At 69.5% G+C, this 13,882-nt stretch carries 8 protein-coding genes and 1 pseudogene; 3 read left to right on the top strand and 6 right to left on the bottom strand.

All coding sequences use genetic code 11. From position 1 onward, the window contains the following. Positions 1 to 331 precede the first annotated feature (331 nt). The 3 genes and pseudogenes from M1M07_RS18270 (at position 332) to M1M07_RS18260 (ending at position 3,772) form a co-directional block, all read left to right on the top strand. Entirely contained in the window at positions 332 to 934 is a 603-nt protein-coding gene (locus M1M07_RS18270; protein ID WP_248675109.1) for a TetR/AcrR family transcriptional regulator, read from the top strand. 117 nt (positions 935 to 1,051) lie between these two features. After that, positions 1,052 to 2,883 (top strand): annotated as a pseudogene (locus tag M1M07_RS18265) (TerD family protein). A 37-nt stretch (positions 2,884 to 2,920) separates the two neighbouring features. After that, positions 2,921 to 3,772, top strand: coding sequence for a sulfurtransferase (locus tag M1M07_RS18260; protein WP_248675108.1), 852 nt, complete (start codon positions 2,921 to 2,923; stop codon positions 3,770 to 3,772). A gap of 49 nt (positions 3,773 to 3,821) precedes the next feature. Here M1M07_RS18260 and M1M07_RS18255 read toward each other — a convergent pair whose 3' ends face one another. The 6 genes from M1M07_RS18255 to M1M07_RS18230 all read right to left on the bottom strand — a co-directional run bounded on the left by M1M07_RS18255 (position 3,822) and on the right by M1M07_RS18230 (position 13,805). Next, positions 3,822 to 4,970, bottom strand: a complete 1,149-nt coding sequence (locus M1M07_RS18255) for a DUF3322 domain-containing protein (RefSeq protein WP_248675107.1) — start codon at positions 4,968 to 4,970, stop codon at positions 3,822 to 3,824. Continuing rightward, complete coding sequence (locus M1M07_RS18250) at positions 4,967 to 8,275, bottom strand: ATP-binding protein (protein ID WP_248675106.1); 3,309 nt, start codon at positions 8,273 to 8,275, stop codon at positions 4,967 to 4,969. The genes M1M07_RS18255 and M1M07_RS18250 overlap by 4 nt, the downstream gene beginning before the upstream one ends. Then, positions 8,272 to 8,868, bottom strand: coding sequence for a DUF4194 domain-containing protein (locus M1M07_RS18245; protein WP_197251430.1), 597 nt, complete (start codon positions 8,866 to 8,868; stop codon positions 8,272 to 8,274). The genes M1M07_RS18250 and M1M07_RS18245 overlap by 4 nt, the downstream gene beginning before the upstream one ends. Next, complete coding sequence (locus M1M07_RS18240) at positions 8,868 to 10,343, bottom strand: DUF3375 domain-containing protein (protein ID WP_197251429.1); 1,476 nt, start codon at positions 10,341 to 10,343, stop codon at positions 8,868 to 8,870. Before M1M07_RS18240 ends, M1M07_RS18245 begins: the two co-directional genes overlap by 1 nt. Positions 10,344 to 10,465: 122 nt before the next feature. Beyond that, complete coding sequence (locus M1M07_RS18235; protein ID WP_248675105.1) at positions 10,466 to 11,410, bottom strand: YncE family protein; 945 nt, start codon at positions 11,408 to 11,410, stop codon at positions 10,466 to 10,468. A 118-nt stretch (positions 11,411 to 11,528) separates the two neighbouring features. Continuing rightward, positions 11,529 to 13,805 (bottom strand): glycoside hydrolase family 3 C-terminal domain-containing protein, encoded by a 2,277-nt coding sequence (locus M1M07_RS18230; protein ID WP_248675104.1) that lies wholly within the window; start codon positions 13,803 to 13,805, stop codon positions 11,529 to 11,531. Positions 13,806 to 13,882 lie beyond the last annotated feature (77 nt).

Below are 13,882 nucleotides of genomic sequence, written 5' to 3'. Positions count from 1 at the left end.
GGGCATCGGGGGCCGGAAGCCGGGGAACGCCAGGCATGCCACCAGCAGCACGGCCGCGACCGCGGGTGCGGTCCACAGGCTCACCCATTGCGCCTTGACGTTGCCCGCCGCGGGGGAGTCCTGGGCTTGTTCGAGTATCTGCACCGCAACCTCCACAGACTGACTTCAGTCGATTCGTGCGCGAGCCGCCCGACGGGCTTCCGGTGAACGGTAACCCGCGATCGACCTCGGCGGAAGGGATTTTCTGAGTTGAGTCAGTTTTTCTCGGCTGTCGTAAACTCGCCGCAGAGTCGAGAACGATCAGCCCTAGGCGGGCGGAAACGGGTTGTGGATGGCGACGAGCAAACCGCAGACGCGCGGATCGAAGGGGCTTCAGACGCGGGAGCGGCTGCTCGGCGCCGCGATCGCGGAATTCAAGCGCGACGGCATGGCGGCGGCCGACACCGGGGCGATCGTCGCGGCCGCAGGCGTCGCCCACGGCACGTTCTTCTTCCATTTCCCGACGAAGGAACACGTCCTGCTCGAGCTCGAGAAGCGCGAGGAGGAGCGCATGGCCGCCGAGCTCGAGCGGTTCTTCGCGGCCGGGCACAGTGTGCGCGACACCCTCGCCGAAGCCGTCCGCATCCTGAAGGCGCTCGAGCGGCGCCTCGGCAACAGGCTGTTCAAAGACTTTCTGGCCCTGCATTTTTCCACCAAGCGACCGCCGTCCGAGGAGTGGCCGCACCATCCGGTGATCGTGGCGTTCGTCGACGAATTCGCGCGCGCACAGGAACGGGGCGAGATTCCCGCCGGGGTCGACACGTTCCACAACGCGGTCTCGTTCCTCGTCGGTCTCTACGCCCTGCTCATCACGATGCCCGACTCGGACGAGATCCGGACCCCCTTCATCGACCAGTACCTCACCACCTACCTGTACGGGCTGAGAGCCGTATAGAGCGGAAAGCCGGCCCGGGAGTCAGGCGCCGGGGGTGTCGCCGATCGTGTCGGACCGTCGGTCCAGAATGTCTCACTGTGCCGGGGTGCAGCCCGGCCGGGGACGACCGGAGGAAACGTGATCGATACGCACACGACGACACTGCCGCGCGACCACCGGTGGGTCGTCGTCGACGTCGAGACCTCGGGTCTGCGTCCCAATGCCCACCGCGTGCTCAGCGTCGCGGCGCTGGTCCTGAGCGAGGACGGCACCGTCGAGCGTGAGTTCTCCACCCTCGTGAACCCGGACTGCGATCCCGGTCCCGTCCACGTGCACAACCTGACCCGCGAACGGCTCGCCGGCGCGCCCCGATTCGAGGACATCTCCCGCGACCTCGCCGAGGTCCTCGACGGCGGCACCCTCGTCGCCCACAACGCGACGTTCGACTACGGCTTCCTCGATGCCGAATTCCGCCGCGCCGGAACGTCGCTGCCCGTGCAGAAGCGGCTGTGCACGATGGCGCTGTCGCGGCGCCTCGAACTGGACGTCCCCAACTTCCGCCTCTCCACCCTCGCGCAGCACTGGCAGGTGCAGCAGCTGCAGGAGCACGACGCCTACGACGACGCGCGCGTCCTGTCCGAGGTGTTCGTGCACAGCGCCGCGCTCGCGGACAGCCTGCAACTGCCGCTGCCCGTCGTGAACTGCCGCGGCCGCAAGGCTGTCTATCCGGATTCGGTGCCGCGCGTGGCGTGCGACTGGCAGAACCCGGGCCGGCTCGCCGACGCCGGGCTCGTGCAGGGCATGAAGGTCGTGATCAGCGGCTCGACCACCACCCCGCGCCTGACGCTCGCAGCCCGCATGACCGACGCCGGCCTCGACGTGATGAACCAGGTCAGCCGCCAGACCAGTGTGCTGGTGTGCAACGACCCGCTCGTGCAGACCGGTAAGGTCCGCAAGGCCATGGCCCTGAACGCCCGATCATCGACGAACCGCAACTCGATCGGCTGCTCGCCGAGGTGCGGCCCGGTGTCCCGAAGGTCGCGACCGTCATCGACGTGGTGCCGCAACCCGTCGCGCACATCGAAACACCGATCGTCATCGAGCAGCCCGCCGCGCCGGCCGAGGCTCCGGCCCCGACATGGACGCTGGCCGGGCGGAAGCCGAAACTGTGGTCGGGACGCCGCGTGCTGCTGCTCGGCGGCACGCACCTCGACGGGGTACTGATGCGCTCGCGCATCACCCAGCTCGGCGCCCGGCCCGCGCTCAACTTCACCGCCGCGGTCACCGACGTGCTCGTCCTCGACGGCGGCCACGACGACAAGCGCATGCCGCGAGTCACCGCGCGGCAACTCCCGGTCCTGACCCGCGACGACGTCGACGCCGCGCTCGAGCGGGGTGTCGTGCCGCCGCACATGCGCCTCGAAGCGCAACTGTCCGCACCGGTGCTGTCCCGCGGCGAGGTCATCGACCTGCCCGCGAAGAACACGTCGTGGGCGGTGAACGTCGCGTGGAAGGCCGAGGCCGTCGGCGACGAGTACGACGTGGACGTCGTCGCGTTCCTGCTCGGACCGGACGACAAGGTCGACACCGACGACGATTTCGTGTTCTACAACAACCCCCTCGTCGACGACGGTGTCGTCGAGCTGACCGTCGACGGGCCCAGCGAACAGTGCGTGCGCCTTGACCTCGCCGGGCTCCCCGAGGACTGCCACCGCGTCGCGATCGCCGCCGCGATCGACGGCGACCGCACCTTCGGCGAGCTGGGGGCCGTGTCGGTGAGCATCGACGGCGACGACACCACCGCCGCGACGTTCGTCCTCGACGCCGGCACCACCGAACGCACGATGGTGCTCACCGAGATCTACCGCCGCGCCGGCAAGTGGCGGGTGCGCGCGGTCGGGCAGGGCTACGACGACGGCCTCGCCGCGCTGGTCGCCCGGTACGGCGTCGAGGTCGACGAGGAAGATTGACCCCGAGCCCCGACCTCTTCGACCGACAGGACACGCCATGACCCTGGTCTCCGCGACAGAACTCGCCGACCTCCTCGCCTCGGACGAACCCGTCCGCGTCCTGGACGTCCGGTGGTCACTTGCCGAACCGGACGGCCGCGCCGCGTACGCCGCCGGGCACATCCCCGGTGCCGTCTACGTCGATCTCGAATCCGACCTCAGCGACCACACCGTGCCCGGTCGCGGCCGGCACCCGCTGCCGTCCGCCGACGCACTCGAGGCAGCGTTGCGCCGGTGGGGTGTCGACAACGGCGACACCGTCGTCGTCTACGACGACTGGAACCGCGCCGGGTCGGCCCGCGCCTGGTGGCTGCTGCGTGCCGCCGGGCTCGAGGACGTGCGCATTCTCGACGGGGGATGGGCGGCGTGGCGTGCGGCCGGAGGAGCGGAAAGCACGGAAGCGGTTCGGCCGCAGTGCGGTTCGATCACACTCGGACGCAGGGACTTCTACGCGGGCGCGCTCGCAACCCTCACCGCCTCGGAATCGGCGGACCTGGCCCGGGCCGGTGTGCTGCTCGACGCCCGCGCCCCCGAACGTTTCCGCGGCGAGGTCGAACCGATCGACCCGGTCGCCGGGCACATCCCGGGTGCGGCGAACCTGCCGTCCACGGCGCTGCTCGGGGAGGACGGCAGGTTCGCGCCCGCCGACGACCTGCGCGCGTTGTTCGCGGCGCACGGCGTCGACGGCGAACGCGGCGCCGGCACCTACTGTGGGTCCGGGGTCACCGCCGCGGTGGTCGTCGCCGCGGCCGAGGTCGCGGGCATCGATCTCGCGCTGTTCCCCGGTTCGTGGTCGCAGTGGTCGTCGGATCCGACCAACCCCGTCGAAACGGGCCCTGCGACCGTCTGAACAACCTCCCGAATGCCGCCTCCTCCCACGGTGTGGTGGCTCGGCCCGGTCAGACCGAAAACTGGCTCCCATCGCCCGGCAGTCGGTCGAGAACGTACGGCCACGGGAGCCGCTCCTGTTCGATCCGCAGGTTGTCGGCCCGGACCAGGTCGAAAGCCGCGCGTTCGGATTCGGTCAGGTGCTCGGGGACGTTCGAGTTCGGGGTCGGCTCGGGCACGCCCAGGTGCCGCCAGTTCTCGACGGTCACCGGGTCCATCAGCAGGCTGCGCACGTTCGGCAGGTGCCGGCGGAATCGGTCGAGGATCGCGAACCCGTGCGTATCGAGATCACCCCAATACACGACGTCCGACGCGGCGAGCCACGGCACGTCCGCGAGTTCGTGCACCGAATAACCGGCGCCGTGCAGCGCAACCGTCGACGCCAGGTCCGGCAGCGCGTGCAGGCCTTCCTTGTTCTCCAGCACGAGTGTGATCGCCGGGTGTAGCGGGAGCGCGGCGAGTTCGGCGAGCGGTGTCGCGAAGATGCGGGGCGCCGCCGGCAGCAGCGAGCGGTCGCACACCGCGACCTCGCACATGCGCGGCAGTGAGCGTACGCCCAGGTCGCGGTCGCCGCGGACTCCGTCGAGCAGTGTCTCGACCAGACCGCGGTGCCGCGACACCCATTTCGTGTCGACCCCCGGCACCGGAAGCTGACGAATGAACATCCCCGATGCGGGATGATCGGCCAGCCACCGCACCACCGCGACGAGCGTGGCGAAGTCCTGCTCCTCCAAATCCATCCAGCGGGTGTGGGTCGACGCGACCGCGGCGGCCAGCGTCGGGGTGCCGGGACCGAGTCCGGTGACGAGCCGCCGCTGCCGCATCCCGAGCAGTGCCCACTCCGCGGCGCGTCCCGCCGCGGCCGCGATCTCGGAGGCCGACGACAACACCAGTCGCACCGGAACCTGCTGGGTGCCGAAGTCGCGCCAGCGGCGGGATTCCCAGTCGACGCGCCCCGGACCGGAATACCGGTGCCACTCGCGTACCCACGCGACCGCGGCGTCGGGGTCGTCCGCCACCCGCACCTCGGACGGCGGATGCAGCGCGATCGACAGCGCATCGGACTCGGCCGCAACGGGATCGGCAATCCAGCGTGCCCGCCGGTTCCGGTACGCGGCCAGTGCCTTGGCGCTCACCGCGCCGGGTGGCACCCACTTCACTCCGTGTCCTCGGCGCCGTCACGGATCGGCAGCAACGCCAACTGCGAGTACCGCTTGTCTCGGATGCTCACTGACGCGACACCGTCGATGTAGTCGTCGAGAGTCTGCAGCAGCTTGAGCGGGGTCGCGAGCACCATGTGAAAACCGAACTGGGTGAACACATCCAGTGCGCGCCGGGTGTATGCCGGGTCGGCGCGGTCGAACGCCTCGTCGAGGATCACCGTGCCGTACCGCGGGAGTTCGTCGCCGTCCGCCGCCAGCTGATAGCGCAAGGCCGCGGCGAGACAGAAGAACACCAGCTTCTGTGCCTGCCCGCCCGACAATCCCGAACTCGAATCGTGGTAGTTCGCGTCGTTGCCCTCCGAATCGACCTCGACGCCGATGAATCCGACGTGCAGCCGGGTGTCGAGCACGAGGCGCTTCCACCGGAGGTCCGCGGGTTCGCCCGAGTCGAGGCGCTCGAGCACAGCCGCCATCTGCTCGAATCGGAGTTCGGCTTCGCCGCGATCCTCCTCCTTCCAGGACCCGCTCGTGATTCGCACCAGCTCGGCGAGGAACTCCGAGGCGGCGGGGGAGCGGCGGTCCTTCACATCGATGCGCAGGATCCGATCGGTGTCGAACGGGGAGCGGCGCAGCGACTCGTTCACCGGTTCGATGCGCGAACGGATCTCGCCGGGAGCCTTGCGGATCGCCCGCGCGAGCTCACCGATGTTCCGATGCGACTGTTCGCGCAACAGCCGGAAGAATTCGTCCTCGTAGGCGGGCAGATTGTCGGAACGCAGCCGGGCCAGGACGGCGATCGCGTCGTCGACGTATTCGGCGTCGGGACGCATCTCGGCCCGCCGCGCCTCCCATTCGGCGAGGTACGCCGTGAGAATCCGCGTGATGTGCTGTTCGGCATCGGCCGTGGCGCGCTGGGCCGCGCGCAACTCGTCGCTGATGGCCCGGCCCACTGTGCTCAGAGTGCGGTCGACGTTGTCGGCGGTGACGCGTCGTACCGAGGCGGCAAATCGCGCGCGGATCCGGGCGGCGACGACGTCCGGGACGGTGCCACCGATGTGGGTGCGCGCGTCGTCGAGGCGCTGCTGTACCGCGGCGAGTTCGTCGCGGTGCTGGTCGAGTTTGGCGCGGGCGGCGGTGTGGGCCTGCCGCGCGGCCCGGTCCTCGGCCTGGGCGCGTTCCAGTTCGGCGGTGAGGGTCGTGTACTCGGTGTTGTCCTGCATCCAGTCCTGCAGCCGGGTATCGATCGCGTCGAGTGCCCGATGGGCCGATTCGACATCGATTTCCGCCCAGGAGGATTCGCGGATCGCCGCGCCGGACTGGCGGCGTTGCTGCACATTGTCCTCGGACTGTTCGAGCGCCTTCTGCCGTCGTTCCAGACCGGCGATGTCCCCTTCGACGGTGTCGATGCGTCCGCGCAGATCGATCAGCTTGGCCTCGTTGTCGAAGCCCAGTACCCACCGGCTGCGATCGTCGATGCGGCGCCGGTCGTCCTTCTCGTGACGGTCGGGTCCGTGTTTGACCTGCCCGGCCCGGGTGACACCGCGGGAGACGCGGCGCAGATCGTCGGCGGTGTCCACGCACACGTAGTCGAACCGCTCGGCAAGATGGTGACACACCCACGCGGTGAGCGACCCGGCGCGCACATCGAGCTTGCGGACCAGGGAATTCTCGGCGGTGGCGGGCGTGTCGGGTGGCGTGGCGGCGGCGCGCACCCGCCGGTACACCAGCCGTGCGCCCAGGTGATGCGCGTCGACCGCGGCGGCCACGCGCGGATAGAACTCGTCGGGCACCAGCAGGGTCCGGCCGAATCCGCCGAGTACGCGCTCGATCGGCCCGGTCCACGCGGCATCCTCGCGACGGACCTCGAGCAGTTCGCCGGCGAAATGCAGCGCGTCCTCCCCGAGGCCGGCGGCCGAGCACACCAGCTCGCGGGCGCGCAGCAGTTCGGGGTCGAGGTTGGACCGTCGCCGCGCCAGCACCTCCCGATCTGCGACGAGTTCGCGCAGGCGTTTGCGGTGCTCGGCGAGTGTGCTCGCCACCTCGTACAGCTCGCGGCGGCGGGTGTCGGCCTGGGCGTCGAGTTCGCGGAGTTCGGTCTCGATCTGTGCCTGCAGGTGTGCGAATTCCTCGGCTGTGCTCGGCACCTGTGCCTCCCACGGCCCGAGTGATGCTTCGAACCGACTGCGCTGCTTGGTGATCCGTGCAATGTCGGTCTCCGCTGCCGCCCGTTGGGTGCGCAGCGTGGCGAGCCTGCCGTCGCCCGCGCTTTCCACCCGCACCCGAAGATCGAGGGTGCGTTCGGCGGCACGGTCGGCTTCGGCGGCGGTCTTGTCGGCAGCGGCCAGCAACAGCCCGGTTTGCGCCTTGGCTTCCTCGAGCTTGTCCTCGAGCAGGTCGACGGTCAGCGCGGCGTGGACGGCGTCGAGATGGTCGGACTCGTCCTGGAGTTCGCGCTGCGCCCGCAGTCCGCCGTTGCGGGTGGCGGCGAGATCCACGAGAGGGTCGAGGGTCTGCACCTGCCGGCGCGCATCGACGACGACTCGGTGTGCTTCCCGCAGATCGCGGAACTGGGTGGTGGCTCGCTCCGCCATCGCGAACGTGCCCGGTTCGTCGAGCATGTAGTCGCGCAGCAGCTGATCGAGGCTGTTCAGGCCTTTCGCCGACAACGTGCGGTGCAGCAGACGCTGCGCCGCTTCCGACGAGATGCCCAGCCTGGACCGGAACGCGCGGGCGAACGGCGCGTAGGTGGGATTGACCACGGCATCGGGCCACTGCTTGCGGATCGCGCGAGTGTCGATCCCTCGTGCGACGAACGGCTCGAATTCGGTCAGGTCGACGTCGATGTCGAGGATCAGATGCAGATGGGACACGTCGTTGTTCGTATTGGCGCCGCGTCGCAAGTGCATGAGCTTGACCAGCGTGACCGGAGCGGTGGTGTCGCCGGTGCGATAGGTGAGTGCGACGGCGCTCCACGTCGCCCCGGGCCGCAGATACGACGCGGTGAGCGAATCGGTGTCGGCGGACGCCTCGCGCCGCCACGCACCGCGGATGTAGCTGACGAAGTTGCGGCCCGAGCCGGCCGCGGATTCCTGTGCGGCGGCGTTGAATCGGACATTGCCCGCGGGCACGAGCACCGTCGAGATCGCGTCGATCAGCGTGGACTTGCCCGATCCGGAAGCGCCGGTGATGAGGAAACCCTTGCGCGCCACCGGAATATCGTGGTGCCCGTGCAAGGTTCCCCAGTTCACGACCTGCACGCGTGCGAGGCGGAACTGGGTGGGGTGGATCGGCTCGCCGGTCACATCGGGCTCCCTTCGACGATGCGCCGGAACTCCGCTTCGACGGCCGCGACCTGATCCGCATCGAACAACTGCCGTAGCACCGGTGACACCTCCATGCGACCTTCCGTGGATGTCGACGCCAGCAGCGAGTACTTCTTCAGCTTCTCCCACGACGAATGCACCCGTCGCCGGAAACCGGCCGGATCGGTGCTCGTCGCCCCGCGATACATCTCCAGCTGGGCGGTGACCTCGTCGAAGTCGACGATCACCCGCTCGCCCGGTTGCGCCCGCAACAACCGGTGGCGCAGCGCCAGCACCATGGCGGTGTCCATGAACGTCAGCCGTTCGGTGCGCAGCACCGTGGGGGTCTTGTGGTCGCCGGTGTCGGCCGGACGGGTGAAGGCCAGCAGGTCGTTCTCGTCGACGACGAGGTCGAGGAACACGTCGGCGAGCCGTGAGCGCAGCACCCGTTCGTCCCGGATGATCGTCCGCCAGATCTCGGGGTGCTTCTCCGCGGTGACCAGTGGCCCCTTCAGCAGCTGCACCAGGGCACGGCGGGTTTCGAGGCCGAGCTCGCCGGTGTCGCCGGGGTAGAGCGGGATCGATTCGGTCATCAGGCGTCCTCTTGCGGGAGTGCGAACGCAGCGTCGGTCGGGTCGAACAGGTAGCGACGGATCGACGCGATCCGGACATTGCCGCGCGGTGAAGTCCACGAGATGTCCTCGGTGCCGTCCATGGGATGTCCGTGCTCTGCCGCCAGCACCAGAAGTCCGACGGCACTCGCCAGTCCCTGCGTCGCGGGATGATCCTGCAGGACGTCGCCGATCGTGGCGCGGCCACGCGCACCCAGCGTCGCAGCGACGTTCCCGGCCAGCTCGTCCAGATCGATCTCCGACTCGCGGACGATGCGGCGCAGTTCGTCGAGGTCGACCTCACCGGCCGGCTGCGATACCACCGGCTCGGCCACCAGGTCGTCGGCGGGATTGTGCAGCTGCAGTGCGGCCACCGAGTCGATGCTCATGCCGATCCGGACCAGTTCGAGGTCGAGCAGGTCGTAGGGCTTGCGGCGCCGTGCCACCTCCAATGCCTGCTGCTGAGCCGAGCGCAACAGCCGCTGCAGCCGCCGATGCTCCTCGTAGTGGCGGGACTGCACGAAATGGCGTAGCGACCGCGACAACGAGGTCATCGTTGCGTGCACCTCGCTGCCCGAGGTCTCCATCTCGGTGAGCAGCGACCTGAACCGGCGCCGCTCGGCGAGGTCGAGCAGCTGCGCGAACGACCGCTGCAGCACCACCTCGATCCATGCGTCGAGCTGGGAGGAGCGCTCCGGATCGATGATCATGTCGTAGAACCCGGTGAAGCTGCGCCCGGCGTCGGAGTTGCCGATCAGATCGACGCCCCGGAACACCTCCCCGAGGGTATCGCCGCGGTCGCCCTCGTCGTCGAGGATGCGGGCGCGCAGCTCCCGGTTGAGGGAGTCGAGCTCGGCGCGCACCCGCGCGAAGTCGCCCGGGATCTCCCCGGCGAGCGCGAGGATCTCCTTCGCCCGTTCCGCGGCGCGGGTGCCGTCCAGGACCGGGAAATCCCCGGATTCGACGGCGGCGATCTGCCGGTCCAGCGCGTCGCGTTCGGCGCGCAGCGCTGCCAACCGCGACTCGCTGCGGGGATCGGAATCGCGGGCCAGTGCCTGCAGCTGGCTGGATAGGGTCGTCAGCCGCGACTCGGTCACCGAACTGGTCGTACTCGTCAATCCGGACACGAAGGCGAGCGCGGCGAACGTCGACTCGGTCGGTTCGAGGGTTTCCTCGCGCGAGTCTGTGCTCGGCCGGCGCAGCAGGTAGCCGGCGCGCACCCAGTCCGCGCAGTAGGCCTGACCGGTGCGTGGCAGATCGAAACCTTCGTCGCGCAGTTCCTGGAGATCGGTGTCGAGCAACTCGAACAGTTCGGGGGCCGGGAGCCGCCGCGTCCCATGGTCGAAATGCCGGGCCAGCAGTGCGAGGACCACGGCGGCGTTGTCCGCCCGCAGCAGCGACCATGCCTGGTGATCGCGCTGCAAGCGGACCAGGCGATGGACATCGGCTGTGGTCACGGAACTCCCCTCGGTGTCGAGTGCAAGCCCATGCTGGCACACCGCACCGACACGGTCCGGGTGGAACTGTCGCCGATCGACCTGCCTGCATCGGCGGGCCGCCCTGCGCTCGCGTCGTGCGCTCAGTGCGGCGCTTCGGCGGGTTCGATCACCGAGATGCTGTGGGAGTGGCTGTCGGACGTGTAGACATGGTGCGTCGCGGGGTCGACGACGGGGCTGCGCGGAGCATCGCCGACCCGATGGGTCCGCACCAATTCCATTGATTCCAGGTCTATTTCGGAGACGGTGTCGCTGCTGAAGTTCGTAATGTACAGCGTCTGCCGTGCGGGGTCGATCGCCGAGTCGCCCCCGCCCTCGAAGTCGACGGGGTACGGGCCGGTGACGGTGCCGGTGGCGGGGTCGATGACCGAGATCGTCTCGTCGTACCGATTGACGACGTAGATCGTCGGACCGGCCGGGTCGAGGACGAGGTCGGGGGAGCGACCGACGGTGATCTCGGTGATCACGCCGCCGGTGGCGATGTCGACGACGGCGACCTTGCCTCCGACCCAGTCGTGTTCACCGGCGATCGGAATCGGAACGTACAGACGTCCCGCGATCACGGCGAATCCCCGGGAGACCTCCGGGAACTCGTTGTCGATGCGGAAGTTCGAGGTGACGACCCTGCGGTCCGCGTCGATCACGGTGAATTCGTCCCCGGTCATCACGTACAGCGTGGGAGCCGACGGATCGGCTCGCACGGCCCACGGTTCCTTCCCGACCGGAATCGTGGCCGTGACGGCCCGGGTCCGGGTGTCGACGACGGAGACGGTGCGCAGGGCGTAATTGGCGACGTAGAGTTCGTGACGATCCGGCGCGATCGCCACCGCGCTCGCATTCGTGACGCTGGGAATCGTCGCCGCCACATCGCCGCGCGCCGGATCGACGACGTCGATCGTGCTGTCGCCACCGACACCGCGCCGCGTCACGACGTAGATCGTGTGCGTTTCCGGGTCGATCGCCATCGACCCGGGTTTCCGGTCGTCGAGCGCGATACTCGGCTCCGGTAGCGCTGCTTCATCCGCCACGGACATTCCCCCACATCGTCGAGTGAAAACGCCGGCCCCCACCGGCGCCGCCCACTCAATCACATTGGGGCGGTGGCGAACAATCGCCCGAACGATCCACACGTTTCACACGGCGCACTCACCGAGCGGCGTTGGCGGCGTCGATCAGTTGCCGAAGCCGGTCGCGATCGAACTTTTCGCCGAGGAACCCGACCATCCGGCTCAGCGGCATCGATTCGGCCATCTTCAGCACGCTCTCGTCCAGCACCGGAGCCGCGCCACCGTCGCCCGCCCCGGTGATGGATGCGAACGCCTCCATGACGAGCCCGGCCGCGACCGGGCTCGCGAGGACCTCACCGATCGACGACTCCAGCGACAGCGGCAGCTGCACCTCGTCGCCGGTCACCTCGACCGTGCACACGGCGCGGATGTCCCGGCTCGAGGCCCCCACCTCGACGGTGTAGGTGCCGCCCTCGACGACCCAGGCGTCGACGCGGGTGTCCCAGTAGGCGAGGTCGGCGCGGCGCACCGGGATCCGGACCTCCCGGGACTCGCCCGCGGCGAGGTGTACCTTCGCGAAGCCCTTCAGGTCGCGCGGCGCCCGCGTCACCGCGGAATCCGGCAGGCTCGCGTAGACCTGCACGACCTCGGCGCCGTCCCGGTCACCCGTATTGGTGACGGTGACCGTCACGGTGAGATCGCCGCCCCCGGTCACCTCGGCATTACCGGTCACCACAGCGTTGCCGTAGTCGAAGGTGGTGTAGGACAAGCCGAACCCGAACGGGTACGACACCTCGAGCTGCCGGGCGTCGTACCAGCGGTAGCCGACGTGCAGGCCCTCGCCGTACCGGACGTGGCCGTGCTCGCCGGGGAAGTTCCCGTACGCGGCGGTGTCTTCGAGCCGCACCGGGACGGTCTCGGCGAGCCGCGCCGACGGATTGACCACCCCGTAGAGCACGTCGGCGACTCCGCCGCCGCCCGCCTGTCCGAGCAGCCAGCCCTCCACGATGGCGGGCACCCGGTCCGCGAAACCGGAGAGCCGCACCACGCCACCGTTGGACAGCACGACGACGGTGTTCGGGTTCGCCACGACGACCGCGTCGAGCAGTTCGAGCTGCGAGGCGGGAAGTTCCAGGTCCTCGCGGTCGAAGCCTTCCGATTCCAGCTCGGCGGGCACCCCGAGGAACAGCATCACCGTGTCGGCGGCGGCCGCCACCGCGGTCGCCTCGGCGGTCAGTTCCGACGCCCCGGATCCCTCGGCGGAGTAGCCCGCCGCGAACGGCACCTCGACGGTCGCGAGCGCCCGGATTTCGTCGAGCGCGTTGTCCAGCCGCGTCGGGTTGATCCGCGACGACCCGGCACCCTGGTAGCGCGGGCTGCGGGCGAGTTCGCCGATCACCGCGACCTTCGCGTCCGGGGCGAGGGGCAGCAGGCCGCCCTCGTTGCGCAGCAACACCACCGACGCGGCCGCGGCTTCCCGCGCCAGCGCGTGGTGTGCGTCCGCGTCGTAGGTCGCGTCCGGCTGCGCGCCCGCGACGGCCCGGCGCACCAGGTCGACGACCCGCCCCGCGGCGGTGTCGAGGACCGCTTCGTCGAGCGTGCCCGCGCGCACCGCGGCGACGATCTCGGCGTCGGTGCGGCCACCGGTCGACGGCATCTCCAGATCCAGCCCCGCCGCCAGCGCCGCGACCCGGTCGGCGACCGCGCCCCAGTCGCTGACGACGAGGCCGTCGAATCCCCACTCGCCGCGCAGCACGTCGGTGAGCAGCCACCGGTTCTCCGACGCATACACCCCGTTGATGCGGTTGTACGAGCACATCACCGTCCACGGACGGGCGTCCTCGACGACCCGCTCGAACCCGCGCAGATAGATCTCGCGCAACGGCCGCGGATCGATGTCCGCCGACACCCGCATCCGGTCGGTCTCCTGGTTGTTCGCCGCATAGTGCTTGAGCGACGCACCGACGCCCTGCGACTGAAGGCCCCGCACCAGCGCCGCGCCCAGGACACCCGACAGCAACGGATCCTCGGAGAGATACTCGAAGTTGCGTCCGCACAACGGGGTTCGCTTGATGTTGATACCCGGCCCGAGAAGAACCCCGACCTGCGCGGCGCGGGCCTCGGTGCCCAGTGCGACCCCGACCCGCTCCAGCAGGTCCGGATCGAAGGTGCCACCCAAGGCCACCGCCGGCGGGAAGCACGTCGCGGGCTCCGCGGCGCCGAGGCCCAGATGGTCGCCGCCACCGGTCTGCTTCCGCACCCCGTGCGGACCGTCGGTCAGCATGATGGACGGGATCCCGGCGCGCTCGACGGGCTCGGTGAACCAGAAGTTCAGACCGCTCGTCAGCGACGCCTTCTCCTCCAGCGTCAGGTCGGCGACGATGTCCGCCGTCGGGCGGTCGGTCCACTCGCTCATGCTTCTCCTCGGGTCGGGCTTGTTTCGTACCGTAACGCCGGGAGTGGCCGGGATCGTGGAGGTTGCTCGCCGGGTGT

The sequence above is a fragment of the Rhodococcus sp. HM1 genome (assembly GCF_023218075.1).
Lineage (GTDB): Bacteria > Actinomycetota > Actinomycetes > Mycobacteriales > Mycobacteriaceae > Rhodococcus.
The sequence above is the reverse complement of the archived record's forward strand: the minus strand, read 5'-3'. Positions and strand labels throughout refer to the sequence as shown.

Excerpts from the sequence above, each read along its gene's own strand:
- M1M07_RS18270 (WP_248675109.1), top strand. The coding sequence starts at position 332 with ATGGCGACGAGCAAACCGCAGACGCGCGGATCGAAGGGGCTTCAGACG.
- M1M07_RS18260 (WP_248675108.1), top strand. The coding sequence starts at position 2,921 with ATGACCCTGGTCTCCGCGACAGAACTCGCCGACCTCCTCGCCTCGGAC.
- M1M07_RS18245 (WP_197251430.1), bottom strand. The coding sequence starts at position 8,868 with ATGACCGAATCGATCCCGCTCTACCCCGGCGACACCGGCGAGCTCGGC.
- M1M07_RS18230 (WP_248675104.1), bottom strand. The coding sequence starts at position 13,805 with ATGAGCGAGTGGACCGACCGCCCGACGGCGGACATCGTCGCCGACCTG.